Annotated in this window: 24 protein-coding genes; 10 read left to right on the top strand and 14 right to left on the bottom strand. The window is 46.8% G+C overall.

The window, feature by feature from the left end; genetic code table 11:
- Positions 1–80 precede the first annotated feature (80 nt).
- From MMOL_RS03550 to xseA, 8 genes are all read right to left on the bottom strand, one after another.
- Entirely contained in the window at positions 81–1,223 is a 1,143-nt protein-coding gene (locus tag MMOL_RS03550; RefSeq protein WP_015831643.1) for a methyltransferase, read from the bottom strand.
- Between the two features lie 269 nt (positions 1,224–1,492).
- Complete coding sequence (gene prmB / locus MMOL_RS03555; protein WP_015831644.1) at positions 1,493–2,404, bottom strand: 50S ribosomal protein L3 N(5)-glutamine methyltransferase; 912 nt, start codon at positions 2,402–2,404, stop codon at positions 1,493–1,495.
- Positions 2,405–2,490: 86 nt separating this feature from the next.
- Positions 2,491–3,630 carry a succinyl-diaminopimelate desuccinylase gene (dapE, locus tag MMOL_RS03560; protein WP_015831645.1) on the bottom strand — a complete coding sequence of 380 codons (1,140 nt, stop codon included), beginning with the start codon at positions 3,628–3,630 and terminating at the stop codon, positions 2,491–2,493.
- Positions 3,627–3,980, bottom strand: a complete 354-nt coding sequence (locus MMOL_RS03565; protein WP_015831646.1) for an ArsC family reductase — start codon at positions 3,978–3,980, stop codon at positions 3,627–3,629. Before MMOL_RS03565 ends, dapE begins: the two co-directional genes overlap by 4 nt.
- 23 nt (positions 3,981–4,003) lie before the next feature.
- The gene (dapD, locus tag MMOL_RS03570) at positions 4,004–4,831 is read right to left on the bottom strand and encodes a 2,3,4,5-tetrahydropyridine-2,6-dicarboxylate N-succinyltransferase (RefSeq protein ID WP_015831647.1); all 828 of its coding nucleotides are present in this window, start codon (positions 4,829–4,831) and stop codon (positions 4,004–4,006) included.
- A gap of 131 nt (positions 4,832–4,962) precedes the next feature.
- Positions 4,963–5,808, bottom strand: coding sequence for a M48 family metallopeptidase (locus tag MMOL_RS03575; RefSeq protein ID WP_015831648.1), 846 nt, complete (start codon positions 5,806–5,808; stop codon positions 4,963–4,965).
- Positions 5,809–5,934: 126 nt separating this feature from the next.
- Positions 5,935–7,806 carry a potassium transporter Kup gene (locus MMOL_RS03580; protein ID WP_015831649.1) on the bottom strand — a complete coding sequence of 624 codons (1,872 nt, stop codon included), beginning with the start codon at positions 7,804–7,806 and terminating at the stop codon, positions 5,935–5,937.
- A gap of 115 nt (positions 7,807–7,921) precedes the next feature.
- Positions 7,922–9,151 (bottom strand): exodeoxyribonuclease VII large subunit, encoded by a 1,230-nt coding sequence (gene xseA / locus MMOL_RS03585; RefSeq protein ID WP_015831650.1) that lies wholly within the window; start codon positions 9,149–9,151, stop codon positions 7,922–7,924.
- Between the two features lie 53 nt (positions 9,152–9,204).
- Between xseA and MMOL_RS03590 the strand changes: the two genes are divergently transcribed.
- The 6 genes from MMOL_RS03590 (at position 9,205) to MMOL_RS03610 (ending at position 14,110) form a co-directional block, all read left to right on the top strand.
- On the top strand, positions 9,205–9,705 hold the full coding sequence (locus MMOL_RS03590) for a disulfide bond formation protein B (protein ID WP_015831651.1): 501 nt from the start codon (positions 9,205–9,207) through the stop codon (positions 9,703–9,705).
- A gap of 38 nt (positions 9,706–9,743) precedes the next feature.
- A complete protein-coding gene (gene cysM, locus MMOL_RS03595; protein WP_015831652.1) occupies positions 9,744–10,631 on the top strand; it encodes a cysteine synthase CysM in 888 nt (295 codons plus the stop codon).
- A gap of 23 nt (positions 10,632–10,654) precedes the next feature.
- A complete protein-coding gene (locus MMOL_RS03600; protein WP_015831653.1) occupies positions 10,655–12,493 on the top strand; it encodes a translocation/assembly module TamB domain-containing protein in 1,839 nt (612 codons plus the stop codon).
- Between the two features lie 110 nt (positions 12,494–12,603).
- Complete coding sequence (locus MMOL_RS12175) at positions 12,604–12,780, top strand: hypothetical protein (protein ID WP_015831654.1); 177 nt, start codon at positions 12,604–12,606, stop codon at positions 12,778–12,780.
- 72 nt (positions 12,781–12,852) lie between these two features.
- Positions 12,853–13,269, top strand: a complete 417-nt coding sequence (locus tag MMOL_RS03605) for a YdbL family probable chaperone protein (protein ID WP_015831655.1) — start codon at positions 12,853–12,855, stop codon at positions 13,267–13,269.
- Positions 13,270–13,336: 67 nt separating this feature from the next.
- Positions 13,337–14,110 (top strand): 3'-5' exonuclease, encoded by a 774-nt coding sequence (locus MMOL_RS03610; protein ID WP_015831656.1) that lies wholly within the window; start codon positions 13,337–13,339, stop codon positions 14,108–14,110.
- An 83-nt stretch (positions 14,111–14,193) separates the two neighbouring features.
- Here the strand turns inward: MMOL_RS03610 and MMOL_RS03615 are convergent, their stop codons facing one another.
- A complete protein-coding gene (locus MMOL_RS03615) occupies positions 14,194–15,282 on the bottom strand; it encodes a M48 family metallopeptidase (RefSeq protein WP_015831657.1) in 1,089 nt (362 codons plus the stop codon).
- A gap of 178 nt (positions 15,283–15,460) precedes the next feature.
- Here MMOL_RS03615 and rlmD point away from each other — a divergent pair, with 178 nt between their 5' ends.
- Both rlmD and MMOL_RS03625 read left to right on the top strand, forming a co-directional pair.
- Positions 15,461–16,837, top strand: coding sequence for a 23S rRNA (uracil(1939)-C(5))-methyltransferase RlmD (gene rlmD, locus MMOL_RS03620; protein WP_015831658.1), 1,377 nt, complete (start codon positions 15,461–15,463; stop codon positions 16,835–16,837).
- Positions 16,838–17,027: 190 nt separating this feature from the next.
- Positions 17,028–17,720 (top strand): OmpW/AlkL family protein, encoded by a 693-nt coding sequence (locus MMOL_RS03625; protein WP_015831659.1) that lies wholly within the window; start codon positions 17,028–17,030, stop codon positions 17,718–17,720.
- 211 nt (positions 17,721–17,931) lie between these two features.
- Here the strand turns inward: MMOL_RS03625 and hemN are convergent, their stop codons facing one another.
- Positions 17,932–19,380 carry an oxygen-independent coproporphyrinogen III oxidase gene (hemN, locus tag MMOL_RS03630; RefSeq protein WP_015831660.1) on the bottom strand — a complete coding sequence of 483 codons (1,449 nt, stop codon included), beginning with the start codon at positions 19,378–19,380 and terminating at the stop codon, positions 17,932–17,934.
- 356 nt (positions 19,381–19,736) lie between these two features.
- On the opposite strand from hemN, the gene fnr reads away from it, so the two are divergent.
- The gene (fnr, locus tag MMOL_RS03635; RefSeq protein ID WP_041928671.1) at positions 19,737–20,465 is read left to right on the top strand and encodes a fumarate/nitrate reduction transcriptional regulator Fnr; all 729 of its coding nucleotides are present in this window, start codon (positions 19,737–19,739) and stop codon (positions 20,463–20,465) included.
- Between the two features lie 91 nt (positions 20,466–20,556).
- Positions 20,557–21,405 (top strand): radical SAM protein, encoded by an 849-nt coding sequence (locus MMOL_RS03640; RefSeq protein ID WP_015831662.1) that lies wholly within the window; start codon positions 20,557–20,559, stop codon positions 21,403–21,405.
- 29 nt (positions 21,406–21,434) lie between these two features.
- On the opposite strand, the gene MMOL_RS03645 is transcribed toward MMOL_RS03640, so the two are convergent.
- The 4 genes from MMOL_RS03645 to ccoP all read right to left on the bottom strand — a co-directional run bounded on the left by MMOL_RS03645 (position 21,435) and on the right by ccoP (position 25,270).
- Positions 21,435–22,322, bottom strand: a complete 888-nt coding sequence (locus MMOL_RS03645) for a universal stress protein (protein WP_015831663.1) — start codon at positions 22,320–22,322, stop codon at positions 21,435–21,437.
- 203 nt (positions 22,323–22,525) lie between these two features.
- Positions 22,526–22,813, bottom strand: coding sequence for a FixH family protein (locus MMOL_RS03650; protein WP_015831664.1), 288 nt, complete (start codon positions 22,811–22,813; stop codon positions 22,526–22,528).
- Positions 22,814–22,892: 79 nt separating this feature from the next.
- Complete coding sequence (ccoG, locus tag MMOL_RS03655) at positions 22,893–24,338, bottom strand: cytochrome c oxidase accessory protein CcoG (RefSeq protein ID WP_015831665.1); 1,446 nt, start codon at positions 24,336–24,338, stop codon at positions 22,893–22,895.
- A gap of 17 nt (positions 24,339–24,355) precedes the next feature.
- Complete coding sequence (ccoP, locus tag MMOL_RS03660; protein ID WP_015831666.1) at positions 24,356–25,270, bottom strand: cytochrome-c oxidase, cbb3-type subunit III; 915 nt, start codon at positions 25,268–25,270, stop codon at positions 24,356–24,358.
- Position 25,271: the final 1 nt, after the last annotated feature.

Raw genomic sequence — 25,271 nt, forward strand, 5'->3', positions numbered from 1 at the left:
CTAAAGAGCAAATCTTTAGCCATTTCCTTATTGAGTATTAGTGTACTCGGTACGCTTTGTAATTGCGGTCAGAGCTATCGTTAAGCTTTACTTAAGCGCCACAATGATGTCACTTCAGCTTTTCTTGCCGTGTGTAGTGGGTCGCTGGCATCCAGTGTTTTGCTGTGCGATGCCTTAGTGTCCATTTTATCCATCACCTTCAAGCCGGCTGCGCTAATCCACGCCAACAGGTCATCACGTGTTCTTAAGCCTAAGTGCTCAGCAAAGTCTGAAAGTATCAACCAGCCCTCGCCATTGTCGTTTAAATGCGCTTTAAGGCCATTTAAAAAGCCTTTGAGCATTTGACTGTTTTCATCATAGATCGCAGATTCCAACACTGAACTAGGTCTTGCCGGTAGCCATGGAGGGTTACACACAATCAGGTCGGCTTTGCCGTGGCTATCATCTGGAAATAGGTTGGCGTTGACTACCGTCACTGTATTTTTCATTTCAAGCTGGTTGATATTCTTTTGCGCGCAATCTAGGGCACGTTGCGCGTTGTCGGTAGCGATGACAGTTTTTACGCCACGGTTTGCCAGTATCGCTGCCAGTACGCCAGTACCGGTGCCGATATCAAATGCTGTGGTGCATGGAGTAGGCAATGGCGCGGTATCCACTAGCGTTAGGTATTCACCACGAATCGGTGAGAATACACCGTAACTCGGGTGGATTTTATTGTTGATAACGCTAATATCTACGCCATTTTTGCTCCATTCATAAGCGCCGATTAGCCCTAACAATTCGCGTAAAGATACCACAAATGACTGCGTGCTTTTGCCGTAGGCATGTTCGCAAGCTGCTTTGATATCTGGTGCGCGACGTAGATTGATATGATAACCAACGCTCACTTCCAGTAATAACATGCCTAGAATTCTAGCTTTTTGAGATTGTGCCTGACGGTGTAGGTGAAAAGCTTCCGTCATATTGGCAGCTGCTTTTTTAGGCTTTTTACCTGGACGATCGATTCTGCGCGAGATTGCCTGCATCAGTTGTTTTGCATTTTGAAAGTCACCGCGCCATAGCAATGCCGTGCCTTCGCAACATAGCTTGTAAGCAGCATCGGCCTTAATAGTATCGTCTGCAACCTGTACTTTTTTTGGTGCAGGCGTTGCATTTTCAGAGTGCCATACGCTGGTTTTTGTTTTGCTGGCTTCTTGCCAGCTGATGGTTGGGGTGTCGTTCAAAATGGGCTAACCTTGCTGGTAATGTGTATATAGTTAATTTTATTCAGTCGTGACGACGACGGGCATTCGCATCAAGCCAAATTTTTATGTGACGGAGAGTGCGAATACTGCCGAATTATAATCGCAATGTGCGACTGGCTGTATTTATTCTGAGTACAGCCAGTAATTGCTGATGTGTTTTGTTTGTGTACGCAGCTAACTGATGTGCTTGTAGCGCGCTGTGGAGGCGGTGGCAAATATCGGTTACTTGCCACCTGAAGCGGGTGAACTTATTGCTGCAGTGCGACTAGTTGGTCGCGTGTGAGCAGGAATACAAATGCATCGCCTGATGATACCTCTAGCCAAGTAAATGGCAGGTCTGGGTAGGCATCTAGCACTGCATCACGGTTGTGGCCGATTTCAACCACCAGCACACCATCTTCTGTGAGGTAGTTTGCTGCTTCGTGCAAAATGGTATGTGTATGGTCCAAGCCCGCTACGCCACTGCCCAATGCTAATTGAGGCTCGTTGCGGTATTCTGCCGGCAGTACTGCCATAGATGGTGCGTCCACATAGGGTGGGTTGCTAATGATTAAATCGTATTGTTTACCCTTAAGTTGGCTGAACATATCAGATTTAATGGCGGTGATACGATCTTGCAAGCCGTAAGCGTTGATGTTGATGTTGCATACATCAATCGCATCTTGCGAAATATCAATCACATCTACTGCGGCATCCGGATATGCATCGGCTAACAGCACGCCTAAGCAGCCACTGCCGGTGCAAATATCTGCCGCATTGTTGATTAGTTCTGGGAACTCAATCCAAGGAGCTAAGCCGTCGTTGACTAACAGTTCGGCGATAAAAGAGCGTGGGATCAGCACGCGCTCATCTACATAGAACTTGAAGCCTTGCAGCCAAGCCTCTTTCAGCAGGTAAGCGGTAGGGGTGTGTTTGGTGATACGTTGTTCTACAAAGCTGGCGAGTTTGCTGCGTTCGCTGTTGGTGAGCTTTGCATCTAAAAAATTATCCAGAGTATCAAGTGGCAGGTGTAATGCCCGCATGATGAGCCACACTGCTTCATCGTAACTGTTATCTGTGCCGTGCCCGTAAAAAATGTCAGAGGCTTCAAATTGGCTCACGGCAAATCTGAGCCAGTCACGGATCGTCAGCAGTTCGGTGGTTTCTTGATTGTAAGTCATTATTTTGTCAGCTGTTGTATTGAGCGTCTAAACCGGCAGTCTTGAATTCCGGCAGTCTTGAATTAAAGTGCCGCATGTTCAGAGCGCTATTTCAAAAGCTTTTCCATGGTTAATTGATAAGTTTGTTTCAATGGCTCGATATCTGTAACGCCCACACATTCATTCAGTTTGTGAATGGTTGCGTTTAACGGCCCGAATTCAATCACTTGTTTGCAGATGTCGGCAATAAAGCGCCCGTCTGAAGTGCCGCCGGTGGTTGATAGCTCTGGCGTAACGCCATAAGCCTGTTCAATTGCACCTGAGATAGCTTCTACTAGATTGCCGCGTGGTGTGATGTAAGGCGGAGAGTATTCCCACTCCAGTGTGTACTCTAGTTCATGCTTATCTAAAATCGCGTGTACGCGGCTTCTTAAGTTTTGCTCTGTACTACCTGCGCCATCTAGCTCAGGGCAGAACCTGAAGTTGAACAGGATTTCCACTTCACCCGGAACCACGTTGGTGGCGCCAGTACCGCCATTCATGTTAGATATTTGCCAAGAAGTAGGGGGGAAGTATTCGTTACCGTTGTCCCATACCGTTTCCACCATGTCTTTAATCGCCGGGGCGACCAAGTGGATTGGGTTTTTGACCAAATGCGGGTAAGCAATGTGGCCTTGTATGCCTTTAACAACTAAATTTCCAGAGAGTGAGCCACGACGGCCATTTTTAATCATGTCGCCGACTTTTTTATTGCTGGTGGGCTCGCCCACGATGCAGTAATCAATCAGCTCACCGCGTGCTTTCAGCGCCTCTACCACTTTAACTGTACCGTTTACCGCGATACCTTCTTCATCAGAGGTAATCAACAGGCCAATAGAACCTTGATGGTTTGGATTTTCTGCCACAAAGGCCTCAATGCTGGTGATAAATGCAGCTAAAGAGGTTTTCATGTCTGCTGCGCCACGGGCATAGAGCATGCCATCTTTAATAGTAGGCTCAAACGGAGGGGTGTGCCATTTATCTAATGGCCCGGTCGGCACCACATCGGTGTGCCCAGCAAATACTAAAAATGGCGCTGCTGTACCGCGACGCGCATAAAAGTTATCAACATCGCCAAAGCGCATACGCTCGATTTTGAAGCCCAGTGGCTCCAAGCGTGAAATCATCAGTTCTTGGCAGCCGGCATCTAGCGGCGTGTTAGATTGACGTTGCAGGAGGTCGATTGCTAGCTCTAAGGTCGTGCTCATGGTAGAAAGGTTTCTCTGTATAAAGTTTCATCAAAGCCTAGCCCTATGATTTTATTTTCATTGACTAAAATCGGACGTTTGATGACTGAGGTTTTAGCTTGCATGAGTGCCGTGGCGGCAGTGTTGTCGGTAATGCTGGATTTGGTTGCTTCATCAAGCCCGCGCCAGGTTAAGCCTGCGCGGTTGATGAGTTTTTCCCAAGGGTACTGCGTCAGCCATTGTTGAATGATTGCTGCATCAATGCCTGATTTTTTGAAATCATGAAACGTGTAGGCAACACCGTTTTCATCTAGCCAAGTGCGGGCTTTTTTTACGGTGTTGCAATTTGGAATGCCATAAAGCGTAAGCATTGTATTTGGGCTATTAATTAAAATTAAATGCCACGTAGCAATTCGTTAATGCCTACTTTGCCTAATGTTTTTGCGTCCACTTTTTTCACGATGACTGCACAGTACAGGCTGTAGCTACCGTCTTTTGATGGCAAGTTACCTGAAACTACTACTGAACCAGCTGGTACGCGGCCGTAGAACACTTCGCCTGTTTCGCGGTCGTAGATTTTTGTAGATTGACCGATGTAAACACCCATAGAGATTACGCAGTTGTCTTCAACGATTACGCCTTCAACCACTTCAGAACGTGCGCCGATAAAGCAGTTGTCACCAATGATGGTTGGGCCCGCTTGTACTGGCTCTAACACGCCACCGATACCTACGCCGCCAGACAAGTGCACGTTTTTACCGATTTGTGCGCATGAACCTACCGTTGCCCATGTGTCTACCATGGTACCTTCGCCCACGTAAGCACCAATGTTCACGTATGAAGGCATCAATACTGCATTTTTACCGATGAATGAACCGCGGCGTACGATTGCATTAGGCACTACGCGGAAGCCGCCTGCTTTGAAGTCTTCTTCAGTGTAATCTGCGAATTTTGGAGGTACTTTATCAAAGTATTTAGTTACGCCATCGTCCATCAACTCGTTGTCTTTTAGGCGGAACGAAAGCAATACTGCTTTTTTCAACCATTGGTGTGTTTCCCATTGTTGCGTGTCAGCGATACGGCTAGCTACGCGTAATGTGCCGCTGTCTAAATCTGCAAGCACAGAAGCTACAGTAGATTTGATTTCAGCAGATGCATTGCCTGGGTTGATGTTAGCGCGGTCTTCAAACGCTGCTTCGATAATACTTTGACGTGGATCCATAACAGTCTCTATTTATTTTGAATAAGTTGGTAAATTAGTGAATGCGACATTTTAACTCAAACAGGAGAATAGCCCAAAAATAAAGCGCACAACTTACGATGTGCGCTTTGATGACAGTTGCTTGAGCTAAATTACTTGCCAGTTTTTGCTGCGTTGTAGAGTGGTCTTACTTTAGGCGCTAGTGCGCGTAACTCTGCAATACGGCTGGCACTGGCCGGGTGGGTGCTAAGAAACTCTGGAGGGGTTGCACCAGCTTGTGCTTCCATTTTTTGCCACAAAGTCACGGCAGCATCTGGGTTGTAGCCAGCGCGCGCGGCAAGCTCTAAGCCAATTCTGTCAGCCTCGCGCTCTTGCTCACGTCCGTTCGGTAGTGCAAAAAACAACTGTGAGCCCATGTTAGCGGCCTGCATGGAGGCATTGCCAACGACAGCACCGGCGCTGCTAGACAGCACGGCGCCTAGTGCCTGTAAACCAAATTGCTGCACATAGGCTTGCGACATACGTTCACGTCCGTGTTCACGCAGTGCATGAGCAATTTCATGACCGATCACAGCGGCTAGCTCATCATCCGTAGCTTTGAGTTTATCCATCAAGCCGCTATACACCATGATTTTGCCGCCTGGCATACAGTAGGCGTTAAGCTCGTCATTGTTTTCTACGTTGATTTCCCATTTCCACTGGGTGGCATCAGGTCTAAACACGCCGACCTGTGCAATCAGCCGGTTGGAGATTTTGCGCACACGCTCAAGCTGCACTTTGTTGGCATTGAGTGTTTTTTTCTTTTCAGCGTCCTGCAGTGTTTGGGTGTAAGCCTGAGTCGACATGTTGGTGACTTGTGATTCAGGCAGTAGCAGCAATTGCGTACGTTTTACTCCTGATACGCTGTCTTGGGTGGTTGTGGCACAACCACTTAAGTAAGCCATGAGCACTGCTGAAATGATGAGGCTGAACGGTTTGCGTTTAAATAGAGGTGTCATTTTTATTAATCCGTTTGCAATTAATCTGGTTACTTGATTTAAACAGTAACGCATGACATGCAACTTTGTTTTGCAGCTTGGTTGAATGTAATGCGCCAGTTATGCAAGATTTGCGCTTACCCAGTATTAGAAGGTGACTTGCGTTCCAAGTTCAACCACGCGGTTGGGCGGCAGCTTAAACTGGTTGGTAATCGTTTCCGCACTACGGAATAGCCCGATAAATATTTTCTTGCGCCAGTAAGCCATTTCTGGTGATTCATGCGCAATTAAAATTTCTTTACCAATAAAGTAGGATGTATCCATTTCTTCCAGTACTAAGCCCTTTTCAGCACAAAGCGCTAGGTCTCTTGGTAAGTCTGGCTCGTCTTTAAATCCATACTGCACGGTTACACGGTAAAACTCATGCGGCAATACTTCAACGCTGACACGGTCGCTAGGTAAAGTGCGAGGGAAGTCTAAAAATTTCACCGTGAGGATCACTACTTTTTCATGCAGTACTTTATTGTGCTTCAGGTTATGCAGCATGGCATGTGGCACACCGTCTGGGTTAGGCGTCATAAAGAGCGCAGTACCCGCTACGCGCATCGGTGGGTGCGCGCTAATTGCTTCAATGAATGGATCCAGCGCCATCGCTTCATTTTTCAGATGCTTGTACAGCATGTTGCGGCCAGTTTTCCAGGTGATCATCAAGGTGAAAATAACCACGCCAATGATTAACGGTACCCAGCCGCCATCAGGAATCTTCAGTACGTTGGCACTAAAGAATGCAATATCTACTGTTAAAAATAGTGCAACTAAAGCACCAGTGCGTAGTTTGCTCCAGCCCCATAGGTTGTGAAACACAATGCCAGCCAGCAGGGTGGTAATCACCATGTCACCAGTTACGGCAATGCCGTAAGCCGCAGCCAGATTGCCAGAGGAGCCAAAGCCGATGACCAGTACCATGACTGCTACCATCAGCCCCCAGTTCACGCGTGGCATATAGATTTGCCCTTGCTGGCTTTCTGAGGTGTGCGATACGTGCATGCGCGGTAAGAAGCCGAGTTGCAATGCCTGGCGTGATACCGAGAACGCGCCAGTAATCACGGCTTGCGAAGCAATCACTGCGGCTAGTGTCGCCAAGATAATTAGTGGGAACAGCATCCACTCTGGCGCCAACAGGTAGAAAGGGTTCTTGACCGCGGCCGGATTTTTGAGCACGAGCGCACCTTGCCCAAAATAGTTCAGGATAAGTGCCGGCAGTACAAAACCAAACCATGCCATGCGAATCGGGAAGCGGCCAAAGTGTCCCATGTCAGCATAAAGCGCTTCAGCGCCTGTGACCGCTAGTACCACAGCGCCTAATGCCACAAACGCAATCCACGGGCTCAGCTGGAAGAAGTGAATGGCATAGATAGGATTGAGTGCGTTGAGGATGGGCGGGTATTGCATAATGCCATGGATGCCTAAGATGGCAAGGGTGCTAAACCAGACGAGCATGATAGGGCCAAAAAAAGCACCTACCAATGCGGTGCCTTTGTTTTGTGCCCAGAATAAAACAAATAATACGACTAGCGTGATAGGTAGGATAAGCGGGTGCAAAATCGGTGCAGAAACTTCTAAACCTTCTACTGCTGATAGTACGGAAATGGCGGGGGTAATGATGCCATCTGCATAAAACATACAAGCACCTAATATGCCTAACAGCATGATATTGCGCTGTTTTTTTGCTTTGCGGCTCGCTAGTGCCAGCAGCGCCATAATGCCGCCTTCGCCTCGGTTATCCGCGCGCATAATAAATGCGACATATTTAACGGATACCACCATAATCAGCGCCCAAACGATGAGCGACAGGATACCAAACATATTGGTTTCGGTCAGAGGTACCGGGTGTACGCCAACTGAAAACACTTCTTTAATGGTGTAGAGCGGGCTAGTGCCAATATCGCCAAAAACTACGCCTAGTGCGGCTAGCGTAAGTGCAGCGCGATTGGTGTTGCTACCAGAGGCTGATGACATTGTTATGTGCGTAAGAGTTAATAATTATTGAGGTGGCTATTATCAGGCAATTTTCTGAGTAAACCAATCTATTTGTAATTGTTTTCATTGAAAAATTAATTGGTCTAGCATTCGTCTAGTGTTTTATTTTTGTAATATTGGCTTCAGCAGAGCCTGCACCGAAGGTTAGGGTAACTTCGTCTCCATTTAGCAACTGGCTGCTGGTGTTGATAATGTTGCCTGATTTATTTTGCACAAAAGCATAGCCGCGAGTGAGTACCGCTTGCGGATTTAAATGCTGCAAGTTTTGGTTGAGGCGCAGCAGGTTTTGCTGTTTGCGCTGTAGTTGCTGATTGGTGCTATGGTTTAGGCGATAAGCCAGTTGCGTGACTTGAGTTTTTTGCTGTGCGATTTGCTGTGATGGTGAAATCAGCCTGCGCGCCAAGTAATCTAGAGCTTGAGATTTATGGTTAAGTACAAATTGCATGTCTTTTGCTAATCTTAGCTTTAGCTGATTGCTTTTATTCAGCATATCTTCACGTGAGGGCGTGGCTAGCTCGGCAGCGGCCGTTGGTGTTGCAGCGCGAATATCTGCCACAAAGTCGCAGATGGTGAAGTCTGTTTCATGACCAACCCCGCTGATAGTCGGGATGTTGCAGTGAGCAATCGCCCGCGCGACGACTTCTTCATTAAACTGCCATAAATCCTCAATACTGCCGCCACCGCGACAAATAATGAGTACATCGCATTCGGCGCGTTCATGCGCGGTGTTGATCGCGTTGGCGATAAGTTGTGCCACACCCTTGCCCTGCACCGGGGTTGGGTAAATAATAATCGGGATATTGGGCATGCGGCGTTTAAGTGTGGTGAGTACATCCCTCAATGCAGCTGCATCGGCAGAGGTGACTACGCCGATTTGTTTGGGGTGCTTCGGGATGGCACGTTTAGTACTGGCATCAAACAAGCCCTCATTGCTAAGCTTTCTTTTCAGCTTTTCAAATGCTTCAAATAACGCACCTAAGCCGGCACGCTGCACAAACTCTACGGTAAGCTGAAAGTCGCCACGTGCTTCATATAGCGTTACGGTGGCGCGTGCTTCGATTTTATCGCCTTCGCGTGGGGTGAAATCTACGTAACTGTTACGGCCTTTAAACATGACGCAACGCACTTGTGCGCCTGCATCTTTGAGTGAAAAGTACCAATGCCCACTGGCCGCGCGCGTAAAGTTAGACACCTCACCGGAAACCCAAAACAATGGAAAGCTTTGCTCCAGAATATTTTTTGCCATACGGTTAAGTTCGCTGACAGACAGCACTTTGGCATTGGTGGCGGCTTCCTGAGATAAATTTGCGGCGAAGTCTGTCAAAATGGGCTTAATCCGTTAAAATGATTTTTTGAGATTATATCGTGACGGACATCATGCTAAATAAAATTCTTATTGGTCGTACAGGTTACTTCATTGGTTTTGTGGGCTGTTTTGCATTGGTTGGGCTGGCATTGTGGATACAAACACGATTCGGTCTGGAGCCTTGTCCGCTATGTATCTCGCAGCGTATCGTGTTTATGTCGCTAGGCGTGTTGTTTTTAGTGGCGGCCTTGCTGCCTAAATGCCTAAAGGTACAGTCAATCCTGCAAGTGTTAACCGCTATGGGCGGCGCAGGTGTGGCAATTCGTCACTGGTGGATACAAGCGCACAAAGAAGAAATGATTGCAGATTGCGGCGTGGGCTTTGACTATATGTTCGAGAACTTCCCATTACAAAAAGCATTGACGCTGGTATTTAAAGGCACAGGTGATTGCGCCGCGATTGATTGGACTTTCTTAGGGTTAACGATTCCTCAAATGTCATTGATTGCTTTTGTCGGCTTTGGTGTCTATGCCGTGTATTTGCTTAAATTAAATAGCAAAAAATCAATCTAACACTACAACAGAAATTAAGTATTAAGAGAAGTAATTGAATGTACAAAACAATAGACAGCTTTGTCGGCAACACGCCATTAGTTAAACTGCAGCGCATGGCTGGCAACACCAGTAACACCATTTTATTGAAGCTCGAGGGTAATAATCCAGCTGGCTCAGTGAAAGATAGACCGGCGTATTCGATGATTACGCGTGCAGAGGCGCGCGGTGACATTAAGCCTGGCGATACTTTAATTGAAGCAACCAGTGGCAATACCGGCATAGCGCTGGCAATGGTGGCTGCGATGCGCGGCTATAAAATGATCTTGGTAATGCCGGATAATCAAAGTGTAGAGCGCCGCCAGAGCATGAAGGCTTATGGTGCGGAGTTGGTGCTAACTCCCAAAGACGGCAGTATGGAGTTAGCGCGTGATGTTGCCATGAAAATGCAGGCTCAAGGTGAAGGCATTGTGCTTGACCAGTTTGGCAATACAGATAATCCATTAGCGCATTATGAAGGTACCGGCCCTGAAATCTGGCGCGACACTGAAGGTCAAATCACGCATTTTGTGTCTAGCATGGGTACCACCGGCACGATTATGGGTACCTCGCGCTTCTTGAAAGAGCAAAACCCCAACATTCAAATTGTGGGGGTGCAGCCTGAAGAGGGCGCACAAATCCCGGGTATCCGTAAATGGCCGCAAGAGTATATGCCTACTATTTACAACCCCAACGCGGTGGATGAGTTGATTTACGTTAGCCAGAAAAACGCAGAAGAAACCACGCGTAAATTAGCGACGATGGAAGGAATATTTGCCGGTATTTCATCTGGTGGTGCTTTATATGCTGCCTTGCAATTGTCTAAGCGCGTGGAAAATGCGGTAATCGTCAGCATCGTGTGCGACCGAGGTGACCGTTACCTCTCTACAGGTGTTTATCCGGCGTAGTTTTTCAATATGAGCGCACTGGTATGAATGTGCTTGCTATGAACGTGCTTGGTCGCATCGCTAGTGTTTGCTGTTTAATTGGTTATAGCCTAGCTGCACATGCGGTGTCTGAAGTTTCTATCAGCGTGGCGCACCTTGAGCATACACTTGGGGATGCCAAGGACGTTGCTTTGAAAGTACAGTTGAATCAGGCCACGCCTAGTGTTAGCTTACAAGCTGCGTTAAAACCTGCAGACATCAATACACAGCACAAGCAAGAAGTATGGACGCAGCTAAACCTTAGCTGCAGCCTGCCAACACGACGCAGCATCGAAGCCGTGCGCTGTGATAACGGTCAGCTAAAAAGCGCCCGTATAGATTTGCCGTTTAGTCTGGATATCAAGCGCTTGTTTCATGGTAAGCAGCTAGATGTTGACGCCGCCTTATATTTAAAGAGTGGTAGTTTTAGTGATGAGGCAGGTTTGCATGCTGCTGAAAAGCTGAATGGTGCAATGACGATTGCATTAAAACGGGCGGCGCTAGGCTGGCAATGGCAGACCACGGTAGATTGGCAAGCGGGCGAGGTGTATTGGCAGCCTTTTTATATGGAAAGTGGTGGCCATGCACTGCAGGCAATGGGCACGTTGCACGATGATGTGCTTGAGGTAAAGCAGGCGCATTTAAGAATTAACCGTGTGGGCGAAATGGATGTGGATGGGGCAGTACGCCTCAGTGATTTCAAGCTGTTAGACTTAAATGCCAACCTGCCCAAACTAAATCTTGGCGCGGCTTATCCTTTGCTGTTCAAACCTTTGTTAGGTAACACGGCGTTTAATAACGCCACGCTAGATGGCAGTGCTGCCTTGCAACTTAAAGTGAAAAACACCGAGTTGCAGTCATTTCATTTGCAGTTGAATGCTGTGGATGTGGTCGATATTAATAATAAATTTGCGTTTTATCAGCTCAATGCCAACATTCCTTGGAGTTATGACGCATCCAACCCAGTAAGTTTGAGTTATGCACGTGGTAGCTTGCTGAACTTGCCGTTAGGCAAAACCGACATTAACGCAGAAGCAAACCGCTACTCCATCACTGCACCGAATATCCGTTTGCCGATATTAGATGGTGCACTCAGTTTGTCTAATGTGTCCGCAGCCCGTCTGCACAATGAGTGGTTTTGGCATCTGAGTGCTGCTTTGGAACCAATTTCGATGGAAGATTTTAGTACACAGCTTAAGTTGCCACGCATGCAAGGTAAGGCTTCGGCACAAATACCATTGGTGACTTATAACGGCGGCATACTGACGACTGATGGTAGCGTGGTGCTTAATGTGTTTGATGGCACGGCCACGGTGACTAAGTTGACCATGCGTACGCCTTTAGGCATCGCACCCAAGTTAAACGCGGATATTGCCTTAAGAAATTTGGAGCTAGGCGCGCTGACGCGTACTTTTTCATTCGGTGCGATTGAAGGTAAGCTGGATGGTGATATTAAAGGCCTGGAGCTGCAAAACTGGAAACCGGTGGCTTTTGATGCGCGCATACAGAGCAGCCCAGGCAAATACCCCAAAAAGATATCGCAACGTGCGGTAGAAAATATCTCGGCATTAGGTGGCGGTGGCGCGGCAGCAGCGGTACAGCGTAGTTTCCTGCGCTTTTTTGAACAGTTTAATTACGGAAAAATGGGGCTGAGTTGCCGCTTGCGTAATGATGTATGCGAAATGGGCGGGGTAGAGTCAACCGCACATGGGTACATTATCGTTAAAGGAAGTGGCATCCCCGCTATCACGGTGATGGGGTACAATCAGACCGTAGGTTGGAGCGAGCTGGTAGCGCGTATCGAGCGAGTGATTGATGGTAACAGTAAGGCAGTAGTGCGTTAGCACTTAGTTATATGGTGCGTTAGCGTATGTAAATTGTAATAGGGCGCTTAAGCAAACGTAGTGAATTTAAATAGGTTTAATGCAACACACTCAATGATAAAGGATAGGTAATGAAAAACTGGTCGATCGCCTTGGTATTGGCATGCGTTTTACCCGCTTGCGTCACCATTAATATTTATTTTCCGGCAGCTGCCGCAGAAAAAGCTGCCGACAAGATTATTGACGATGTATGGCAGCTTAAAAATGGTGCAGAGAAGCCAAATACAAAAACTGTGGAACCACAATAGATTAGCGCTGCAGTAAATTGGAGCCATAGTTTAAGTGTAAGCAAAATACATAATTGAATTTAAGGAATGATGATGAAAAAAATACTATTCAGCGCGTTATTGCTAGTAGCAATGTTGGCCAGCCAAGTGGTAGTGGCCGCCGCCGATTTAGAGGTTAATACGCCTGCGATTGCAGCCATTAAAGGCAGTATGCAAACTCGCCATGCACAATTGGCTGCGCATTATGCCAGCGGGGCGGTTGGCTTGACCAAAGACGGCCTAGTTACCGTGCGTGATGCGAATGCCGTGCCGCTAAAAGATCGCGCGGCGTTAAATGGGGTAGTGGCTGCTGAGAACGCAGACCGCACTAAGCTATACCAGGAAATTGCGACCGCCAACGGCCACCCGGAATGGCAAGCTGAAATCCAAAACACTTTTGCAGGACGCTGGATTGATAAAGCGCAAGGCGGATGGTGGGTGCAGGGTGCCGGTGGTTGGACCAAAAAATAGTTGAGATACTTTTATTCTGTATTTCCTGATATTCCGTATTGCCTGAGATTCTAATAAAGCCCTAAACATGACCCCTACTTTAGTTTTTGATATTGAGACCATTCCAGATACCGATGGTATCCGTAGTTTGTTAGACCTACCCGCTGATGTTGCAGACGAAGATGTCGCGAATATTGCCCTGCATCAACGCCGCCAGCAAAATGGCACTGAGTTTTTACCGTTACATCAGCACCGTGTTTGCGCAATTTCATGTGCCCTGCGTGAAGGTAAGCATTTTAAAGTGTGGACGTTGGGTGACACGGACTCAACTGAGGTCGAAATTATTCAACGCTTCTTTGACGGCATAGAAAAATACACCCCGCAAATTATTTCCTGGAACGGTGGCGGTTTTGATTTGCCAGTGCTGCATTACCGTGCGTTGATTCATGGCATCAATGCCAGCCGTTATTGGGATTTAGGTGAGGATGACAAAGAGTTTAAGTGGAACAACTATATTAGTCGCTATCACACCCGTCATTTAGACTTAATGGACGTGATGGCGATGTTTAATGCGCGTGCCAATGCGCCGCTAGATGATTTAGCCAAGCTATGCGGCTTCCCCGGCAAGTTGGGCATGGATGGCAGCAAAGTGTGGGATGCCTATAAAGCAGGCAAGATTGCTGAAATTAGGGATTATTGCGAAACCGACGTGGCAAACACTCATCTGGTTTATTTGCGATTCCAATTGATGCGCGGCCACTTAACGCCTGAAGCTTATGCTGCAGAAATCGAGCTGGTGCGTGATACGCTGTCTGGTTACACCGCGCCACATTGGCCTGAGTTTCTAGCAGCTTGGAAATAGCCAGTAATAGCAAACTAATAGTACAAATAGTAAGGCGCTAATAGAGCTGTGCCTATTAGCGCCTCTGTTAGTGCTTTTGGTCGTTATTTCTTTAATTCAGGGCTAAGTGCTACGCCTTTTTCAATCTTGCCTTTAATTTCCTTCACGGTTTCCTCAATCGCAACAAAGCGCTGCGGTGTCGTAGGATGTGACGATTTAATGGTAATGGCTTGAGAGTTATTGACTGCCATTCTGCGCCAGAAGCCAGCAGCGTTGTCGATGTTGAAGCCAGATTTTTGCATAATGTATAAGCCTACATAGTCGGCCTCTTGCTCAAACTCGACTGAGTAAGCATTGCCGGCAATGCCAGCCCCCATGCGGCTAAAGTCGCCATTGGTGTTAACGCCCGCAGTTGCTGCGGCAATATCCAGTAACAGTCCTAATACGCCACCAGTCGTGGCATTTTTCTTTTTAGCCTCGATGTGCTTCATCGTATTGTGCGCAAGTTCATGGCTAAGTACCAGCGCCATTTCTTCATCGGTTTTGAAGAAGTCCATGAGGCCTTTATACATCACAATGTTAGTGCCATCGGCATAAGCATTTTTGACGTCATCGGCGGCTAGGTGCACTTGAAAGTCGCACGATTTCACTGGCGTGATTGATACCTTTTGTTCGGCTCCGTCTCTTAATACAGCCAGTTCTACCGGGCCTAGGCTTTTAGCTTGTTCGGCCAGTTTTTGCGCTAATTGTTTATCTGCATCTTTACCGACAGGCACTAGCCAGTGGTTAATGGAAACTAATACGTCACCTTCTTTAAGGCTAGCTTTATCAGCAGGAGATTTTTCCACAATATTTAGAATCTTAAATTTTTCATCCAAGCTGTACTTCGACTTGGTGATTTCTTTCCAAGCTGGTTTGAAGCCATCTTGATTCCAATAGTTAAACCCATAGTAGCCGGCTACTTTGTCGCCACATAAATCTGTGCTGTTAGTGACGATGCGTGAAGAAACATTCTGCAGCTTTTTATAGTTGCTCATGTAGTCTTCAACGACCAGTTCCTGTTGCTTTCTTGTTTCAGCATCCATGCTGGCGTTGTTCAGGCTAGGCGCGCGCGTTTGCGGTGCAGCACAGCCGATAAGCACTAAAGGCGGCAGTAGGGCTGAGAGTAGCAGGGTAGATCTAATTCTAAGCATGTGGATATCCTTGTTGTTATTGTTGGCTCAATGCCTGAGTCCGATATTGTTAAGCTAATCGCTAAACTTTAGGTTTAACTAGAGATTTAGCTAGCAGCAGTTTATAGCATACCAATTTCCAGTTTAGCAAAATTAAGATAGTTTCCTCTAATACCAGCTCTGCTGTAAAATTTAGCCTATGAGAAAACGTAGAAATAAGGCGCAAGCTGAAAATGTACCGGCACCCATTCTGGCTGCTGTGATTGAATCACTAGATCAAGAGGGGCGTGGTGTTACCCATTATGAAGGCAAAACCATCTTTGTTGATGGCGCATTGCCAGGCGAGAAAGTTACTTTCCAGTCGCAGCGCATTAAACCTAGCTATGAAGTAGCGAATGTGGTGGAGGTGTTAAAGCAGTCTAACCAGCGCGTAACGCCGAAATGCCCACATTTTGGCGTGTGTGGCGGCTGTAAATTGCAACATCTGGATTTTGCTGCGCAAGTGGCGACCAAGCAGCGTTTGCTGGAGAGTGATTTATGGCATATCGGCAAAGTAAAGGCTGAAAACATGCTGCCGCCACTCTATGGGCCAACTTGGGGCTATCGCCACAAGGCGCGCTTAAGCGTGAAATACGTGGAGAAAAAACAGCGTGTCTTAGTTGGCTTTAATGAAAAATCTACGCGCTTTGTGGCCGATATGAATAGCTGCGAAGTATTGGTGCCGGAAGTGTCCGCACTGATTGCACCACTGCAAGATTTAATTGTGCAACTCAGCATACGCGATAAATTACCGCAAATTGAGTTGGCGGTAGGTGAACCCGATGCAAATGCGCAAACTGGCAAGTCTGTCATCGTGTTAATTTTGCGCATTATGGCGCCATTAACCGAGCAAGATGAAGCACTGCTTAAAGCGTTTGCAGATGCGCATGCTGTGCAGGTTTGGACGCAAACCAAAGGCCCAGACACCATTAAGCCGTTTTACCCATTAGCTGGCAGCCAGTTGCAATATAGTCTGCCGGAGTTTGGCTTAACTTATCCGTTTAAACCTAACGAGTTTACGCAGGTCAACCCACAAATCAATCAGGTGATGATACGCCGTGCCATGCAGTTACTAGCACCACAGGCGCATGAGAAGATTGCCGACTTTTTCTGCGGTATTGGTAATTTTACGTTGCCTATCGCGCGCAGCGGCGCGCAAGTGCTGGGCTTGGAAGGTTTGGCTAATTTGGTGGAGCGTGCTAATGAAAGCGCACAGTTAAATGAGATTAAGCATGTTAAATTTGGTGTGGCGGATTTATTTAAAATGACGCCAGAAGCTTTAACCGAATTAGGACGTTTTGATAAGTGGCTGGTTGATCCGCCGCGTGATGGTGCGTTTGAACTGGTAAAAGCGCTAGATGCTAGCAATCAGCCAGGCTCTATTGTGTATGTCTCTTGCAATCCCGCCACTTTGGCGCGTGATGCCGGAGTGTTGGTGAATGAAAAAGGCTACCAATTACAGGCAGCTGGCGTGATTAATATGTTCCCGCACACTGCGCACGTTGAGTCTATCGCTTTATTTACGCTCAAATCCTAACTATTCTGTAATTCACTTTCACCAATTTATCTTCTGTAATTGATTCCGGGTTGCCGTTGTAAAACGGCAACAATTTCTTGCTAGCACCGCTTCACTTGATGCAAATCAAAATGCATCAGAAATTAGCTCAATATAATTCGCACATTGAATTTGTATTTAGATAACTAATTTTTAAGCGGAGAGTAAGAAGATGAAAAAATCATTAGTGGTGTTGGCATTAGCTGCAGCGTTTTCACCAATGCTAGCACAGGCAGAAGCAGGTGACTGGGTAGTGCGTGCACGTGCTGTTAACGTTAACCCGAACGAAGATAGTAAATTAGGTAAAACCGTTAACAAAAACGTAGCCTCAGGTGCTATGTCGTCAGGTGCTGAGTTGTCTGTAGACAGCAACACTATCCCTGAATTGGATATTTCTTACTACATCACTAAAAACATTGCTGCTGAATTGATTTTAGCAACAGGTTCTAAGCATGATGTAAGCATTAAAGGTGATGCCGGTACTACCGTTGGCAATCAATTGTTGGGTAGCGTAGATGCTTTGCCACCAACATTAACTGTACAGTGGCACTTTAATCCTGACCAAACGATTGACCCATACGTAGGTGCAGGTATTAACTACACTAACTTCCTAGATAAAAAACTTAACATCAGACAAGGTGCTTTAGCTGGCTCAAAAATCAAAGTTGATAACGACAGCTGGGGTTATGCATTACAGGCTGGTGTTGATTTTAATTTGAAAGATGGCTGGTTAATTAACGCTGACGTTAAATACGTGACCATTGATACCACTGTTAAATTGAAACAAACAAGTGGTTGGACCAAAATCGACTCACTAGACATCAACCCATGGGTATTTGGTATCGGTATCGGTAAGAAATTCTAAAATACAGTGATGAGTTAATACTCAATCATTTAATCAGTTTGTAGGCCTCCACGTTTGCCCCTGTTACTTGTAGCAGGGGCTTTTTTTATGATAAATGAATGTAGCGCGGCAGTCGTTTTCTGCGAATTTTGGTGAAAAAAAAGCCTGGCCATTACAGCCAGGCAGAGGAGAGAGTCTAAATTAAACGTGTTAGTTATCTAAACGATGATACCTAAATGATTTTTGAGAATCTGGCGCGGTTGCGGTCAGTTTGCAGGTAACGGTCAAAGATCATGCCTACCGCGCGTACAAAAAACCAGCCAAACTCGGTGACTTGCAAGCTATTTTCTTCTAAGGTAATCATGCCGGTTTTTTCTAGCTCTTTAAGCGCTTCTAGTTCGGCGGCAAAGTATTGTTTAAAGTTAATCATGTAGGCAAGTTCTATCGCCTCATATTGCAGCTCACCCTGGCACATAATCGCCATAATCACCGCACGGCGCACCAAATCATCGCGGGTTAATGCCAAGCCGTGGACGATAGGAAACCGTCCTTGGTTAAGGTAGTCGTAATACTCTTCTAATGTTTTTGCATTTTGGCTGTAAGTCGCACCTACGCGGCCAATGGCAGAAACGCCCAAGCTGATTAAATCGCAATCAGGCTGTGTGCTGTAGCCTTGAAAGTTTCTATGCAGTCTGCCTTGACGTTTGGCGATTGCCAGCGCGTCCGTGGGCAGGGCAAAGTGATCCATGCCCACATAAACATACCCTGCGTTGAGGAATGTAGCGATGGCATTGGATAGCATGGCGATTTTTGCAGAGGCTGCAGGTAGCTCATAAGTATCTATCCTGCGCTGCGGTTTGAAGCGCTCAGGCAGGTGCGCATATGCATACAAGGCGATTCGCTCTGGTCTGAGCTCTACAATTTGCGATAATGTTTTTGAAAATGACTCTGGTGACTGTTTAGGTAAACCATAAATTAAGTCCGCATTGACTGAGTCAAACTTGAGTCGTCGCGCCGCTTCCACCAATGAAAACACTTGTTCCGCCGGCTGAATGCGATGCACCGCTTTTTGCACTTCTGGGTCAAAATCCTGTACGCCAAAACTTAAGCGATTAAAGCCTAGAGATGCCAAGTGTGCTAGGCGCTGTTCGTTAACGGTGCGAGGGTCAACCTCGATAGAGTATTCGCCGTTAGGTGCCAACACAAAACTACGGCGTATCATTGCCATTAGCTCGCTCAACTCTTCATCACTGAAGAAGGTGGGGGAGCCGCCACCTAAATGAAGCTGTGAAATAGTTTGGCCAGCACCTAGGTGCTCAACATGCAGGTCGATTTCACGACTTAAATATCGTAAGTACTCTGCACTGCGCTCATGGTGCTTGGTGACGATTTTGTTGCACGCGCAGAAAAAGCAAAGTGATTCACAAAATGGGATATGTACATAAATAGATAGTGGCAATGTTAAGCCGCCGATACGACGCTGGGCTAAAGTCTGTTTATAAGACTCTTCGGTAAATGCTTCCACAAACCGGTCTGCAGTTGGGTAAGAAGTGTATCTTGGGCCTGAAACGTCAAATTTTTGCAGGGTTTCCGGGGTTAGCGCCGGTACGGTGCTTTTAGCTTCAGTCTGCTGATGCGCAGATTGATTGCTAGGAAAGTTGATTGTATTGTTGGCAACCATGATGGTGACTCCTAAACCGTTGGGTTTATCCTAATAACGATAAAAACTAGTTCCGCACGATGGCGTTTAACTAATACCTAAGTCATGATTGCTAGATTAGCTACTTTGCCTAGGTACTTTATTTGGGTACTTTGCTCTAGTTCGCTTAGTGGTAGCGCATACAGTATTAGCACATGCTGCTACGATTAATACCTAAATTTACTGGGCAAACTTTACAGGGTTACACTTTGCCACTACTCTTGGCCAAAGCCTTTGATGCACATCAAAAGATAATGATGAGGTAATGATTATTTAATTCACTGGCGGCAAACTGCTGAAAGCGGTATATTTAATCAAATCGTATGAATGGGCACATTATGCAACCTGCTTTAAACCTAGAAACCATCAAAGTCGCTTGCTCTAACTGCAATCTGCGTGAGCTATGCATGCCTGTGGGCTTTAATGTCGATGAAATGAAAAGACTGGATGAAGTGGTGGAGAAGCGCCGCCGCGTGAAGCAGGGGGAGTTGCTGTTTAATAGTGGAGATACGTTTACTTCGCTATACGCGATACGTACCGGTTTTTTTAAAACCTGCGTGACCAGTGAAGATGGCCGGGAGCAGGTGACTGGTTTTCAAATGGCAGGTGAAATTATCGGTATGGATGGCATTGTCAGTGACCGCCATAACTGTAACGCTGTGGCGTTAGAAGATGCAGAAGTGTGCGTGATGCCGTTTGCTACGGTGGAAGACTTGTCACGCGAGCTACCTGCCTTGCAAAGGCATGTGCATAAAATTATGAGCCGTGAAATCGTGCGCGAGAATAGTGTGATGATGTTGCTAGGCAATATGCGCGCGGAAGAGCGTTTAGCTGCGTTTTTGCTGAATCTTTTACAGCGTTTGCATGCTAGGGGCTTGTCGCAATCTGAATTGGTGCTACGGATGACACGCGAAGAAATCGGCAGTTATCTAGGCCTTAAGCTGGAGACCGTGAGCCGTGCTTTTTCTAAGTTCAGTGAAGATGGCATCATTGAAGTGAAGCAGCGTTACGTCAAAGTATTGGAACCTGATGCGCTGAAGAAAATATTTAATCCGCAGACTTATTAGTCGGCTTGCGGCTGAAGTTTAGCCATAGTAATAGTTTAACCAATAGCAATCGCAGCAGTTCCGGCATCATCTTTAAAGTAGTGACTTTTGCATGACCATAAAAAACCATCTTACAACCACCGATCATAATCGCGATGTTGTTGGCCTTAAATATATCTACCCAGTGATTTCACGACGCGCAGGTGGCGTATCGGTTGGTATTAACCTTAATGTGAATAATGCCTGCAACTGGCGCTGCGTTTACTGCAATGTGCCTAATCTCACGCGCGGCACACCGCCGCCTATCGAACTGGATGTGTTAGCACAGGAGCTGCGCACTTTCTTGAATGATGTGTTGCATGGTGATTTTATGCAGCGCTATGTGAGTGAAGAAGACCGTCAGCTGAAAGACATTGCGTTCTCTGGCAATGGTGAACCTACCAGCGCCAAAGAGTTTCCGCAGGTGCTAGCGGTGGTAGAAGACATACTGAGAGACTTTGATTTGCTGGGCAAAATTAAAGTGAGGCTGATCACTAACGGCAGTTTGATGGATAAGCCTGGCATGTTGGATAACATGAGGCATCTGGCAAAACTAAACGGTGAGGTTTGGTTTAAAGTGGATGCAGGCTCCAAAGCAGGGATTGCGCGTGTAAACGACGTGACTTTAAACCCGGAAAGCCATTTGCAGCGCCTGCTTAACTGCGCAGCCACTTGCCCAACTTTTATACAAACCTGCATGTTTGGCTTTGACGGCAGCCCGCCTAGTGAGACAGATATTGCGGATTACTTAGCTTTGGTGAAGCAGGCGAAGGATGTGATTCTGGGTGTGCATCTGTATGGATTGGCACGCCGCTCTGAGCAGGTAGAGGTAGATAGATTGTCACGCTTGCCTGCTGAGTGGTTAGAGCAGGTGGCACAGCGCATGCGTAACGAAGATATGACCGTTTATGTAAGTGCTTAATCAGCCTGTAGTTTTAATGGGCTATGGCCTTAATTGGTCAGCAGTACATCGCAAGTTGCCGTGTAGGCAACACCTTTGCTGACGCTACCCAATAGCCAGCTTTCAATTCCGCTTTTCTCATTTTTACCAATCACGATTAAATCGGCCTGTTGTGCCAGCGCATGCTTGCAGATGCTTTGCGATGGATAACCGGAAAGTATGGTGGTGGATACCTTGCCGCCAAGTAACTGCTCGCTGAATATTTCACTTAATTTGCGCTCAGCCTCGGCCAATGCGTGGTCGCGGTATTGCTGTAGCAAGGTTTCATTGATACCAGCTTTGTACATATGCGCTTCCTGGTTGGTATCAAATATCAGTAGGCCTTCTACGTGTGCATCGGGGGCGATGGTACGCGTTAATGCCGGTACTTTTTCCGCACCAGCTGAGAAGTTGACTGCAGCGACGACATGGCGATATGGTGGTACTGCCGGATTTTTGTTTTTAACGATTAATGTGGCGCATTTTGTCACAGCCATGAGGCGTGCGCTGGTAGAACCGATCAGTTTTTCTAATAAGGTGTGTTCACCTTGCGCGCCTACCACCACCAGTTTAGCGTGCACACTATCGGCATAATGCGCAATCTCCGTGTGCGCACGACCCACGCGTGTTACTGCTTCTGCGCTAATGTTAAATTGCTCTCGCAGTTTAAATGCCAGGGTATCAATCTGTGTTTTAACGGTTTCTTGCTGTGCTTGCTGGTAGTGTGTTTGTAAGCTGAATGGCAGCTCTGAGCCTGCGTATAAATCTAGAGGATGCACGATATGAATCAGATGCAGTGTTGCTTTGAGGGCTTTGCTGATTAAGGCTGCGCGCTGTACCGCCAAGTCTGCTTCTGCTGAAAAATCAGTGCCTACAACAATATGGCTAATGGCTTGCATGTTGATCTCCCCCAATTAAGCGGTTACTTCATGACCTAAACGCGTTGTTTGTATTGATGTGCCGTCTTGATTATTGTGCGCTTTTTGTACCAAACTTACAAAAATAAGCACATGTTGAGATAAGGATATTGTATTGGGAGCTACACATACCAATGTGTGGTAGCTCTAGATTTTTGGGTGGTTAAATTTAATTGATGCGCAGATTATGGCTGCTGCGACGGCTTGATGCCGGTAGCCGCGTGATTACGCCCTTGCAGCGCAGGCACTAGACCATCGTGTCGGCCTTCCAAGGTTTTGTTAATTTCTATGCCTTTGCGATAGTAATCGGCATCTACCACTGGGTCTGGCAATTTAATTGCAAAGTAGAGCGTAACAAAGGATGCTACCACTACAGTAAGTGGCCCACCCACTACTAGCCACATATGGCCGTAATGCCACCAGGCTTGGGATGGAGCGTCGCTGTCTAATTGATTGCTGTTGGTCTGGTTCATGATTGCTTTTGCCTGCTATAAATATTATGGGTGACTGCGTTGTTAATTGCCAAGGGTTGAGAGTACTTGTGAGTCGAGATTACCTAGGAACTAAGAATATCGACTTCTCGGTCACGGTGGCATCATCTTCTACCGCGTGGATGCTAAATCTCACTGTATGCGATCCCGATTTGACTGAGCCATCCGGAATTTGCAAGCGCACCGGCACACCGCGCGTTTCTGCTGCGTTGACTAGCACCGAATGATTGGCATCAAGTACGTCCGACTGCACGACAAGACCATCCAACCCAGTGGCGCTTAATTGGTAATGCTGTGCAGATTCGGTTGCGTTCATAATCTGTAGTCTATACACGTTCTCCAGCATGCCACCTTCAGCTAAACGTGCCATGACGCCGCGGTCACGAATGACATCTACTTTAAATGGATCGCGTAGCCATAGGCTGGTGCATACCGTGACGACCAGCAGCACCAGTATTGCGGCGTAAATCATCACGCGTGGACGTAGAATACGTTTTAACATCTGCGTATGTGACCAAGCGTTAACGATGGCGTTTTGCGTAGAGTATTTGATTAAGCCACGAGCGTAGCCCATTTTGTCCATCACGGTGTCGCATACGTCAGCACAGGCGCCGCAGCCTATGCACTCATACTGTAAGCCTTTGCGTATATCAATGCCGGTAGGGCATACTTGTACGCACATACTGCAATCTATACATGAACCTAAGTTGTGATTAGTTGAGTCCACCTTGCGTGAGCGGCTGCCGCGCGGTTCACCGCGCGCCTCATCGTAGGTGACTACCAGGGTGTCATCATCGAACATGGCACTTTGGAAGCGAGCGTAAGGGCACATGTATTTGCATACTTGTTCGCGCATGAAGCCGGCATTGCCATAAGTAGCAAATCCATAAAAGCCAATCCAGAACGTTTCCCACGGCCCTAAGCCTAGGTTAACGACAGCTGTGCCTAATTCGCGGATGGGAGAGAAATATCCAACAAAGGTGAAGCCAGTCCAGATAGATAGCGCTACCCATACAAAATGCTTGCTGCCTTTTTTAAGTAGTTTATTAATAGATAAGCCAGATTTGTCCAACTTCATGCGGGCAGCACGGTCGCCTTCAATCTTTGCTTCAATCCAAAGAAATATCTCGGTATATACGGTTTGCGGGCAGGTGTAGCCACACCATAAGCGGCCGGCAATTGCAGTAAATAAAAACAGCGACAATGCAGAGATAATGAGAATTGCCGTGAGGTAAATCAGGTCTTGCGGATAGAGTACTAGATTAAAGATATAAAAGCGTTTGGCTTCTAAATCAAATAGTAAGGCTTGGCGGTTACCCCATGCTAGCCAAGGGGTACCGTAAAACACAATTTGCGTGAGCCAGATCATGACCCAGCGCCATTTGGTAAAAAACCCGAAGGTGCTGCGCGGATAAATCTTTTCCGCAGCAGCATACAAGTGAATCACAGCAGCCTCTTTAGCTACCTCTGTAGTGGTTGATGCCTTCGGGTTAGTTGCACTTTTCATGTCAGTAAATAATGCGGTTATTGATGATTAGCGTTGTTAGATAAACCCCACACGTAAGCCGTTAATACATGGATCTGCTCAGGTGAGAATTTAGCTGACTGTGCTGGCATCTGATTAGTAATGCCGTGGTTGATGCGTTTAATAATCGCTTCTTCACCAGCGCCATGTAGCCAGATACCATCGGTTAAGTTTAGAGAACCAATCGCTTGATTGCCCTTACCCTCTGCACCGTGACAAGCGGCACAAGCGGCAAATTTCTCTTTACCCAGTGCTGCACGTGCGCTGTCATGTTTGCTGCCTGAAATGCTCAGCACGTAGTTAGCTACATTTTTTACGTCATCTTCGTTACCTACGGCAGCAGCCATCGGTGGCATCATGCCAATACGGCCATTAGTGATGGTTTCGGTGATTTTTTCAGGGCTACCGCCATGAATCCAATCGTTATCCGTCAAGTTAGGAAAGCCCTTGCTGCCGTGCGCATCAGAGCCGTGGCATTGTGCGCAGTTGTTCATAAACAAACGTTCGCCGATGGCTTTAGCTTCTTTATCATTGGCTAATTGCTCGATAGGCATGGCCGCAAATTTTGCATAAAGTGGGGCGATTTTTGCGTTGGCTACTGCCATTTCCTGCTCGTATTGTTTTGCTTGTGTCCAACCTAATTTACCTGGGTTGGCGCCCAGTGATGGATAAGACACAAAGTAAAACAATGAGAACACGATGGTGATAATAAACATCCATACCCACCAGCGTGGTAATGGATTATTCATTTCACGCAGGGTTTCATCCCATACATGGCCATTGGTGTTATCACCATTAGGGCTGCTCGCTTTAATTTTGCTAGTCAGCCATAGTAATAATGCACAACCAAATACGCCGGCCAACGAGATTACCGTAATAAACATTGGCCAAAAACTATTGGTAAAGTCACTCATT

The organism is Methylotenera mobilis JLW8 (assembly GCF_000023705.1).
GTDB lineage: Bacteria > Pseudomonadota > Gammaproteobacteria > Burkholderiales > Methylophilaceae > Methylotenera > Methylotenera mobilis.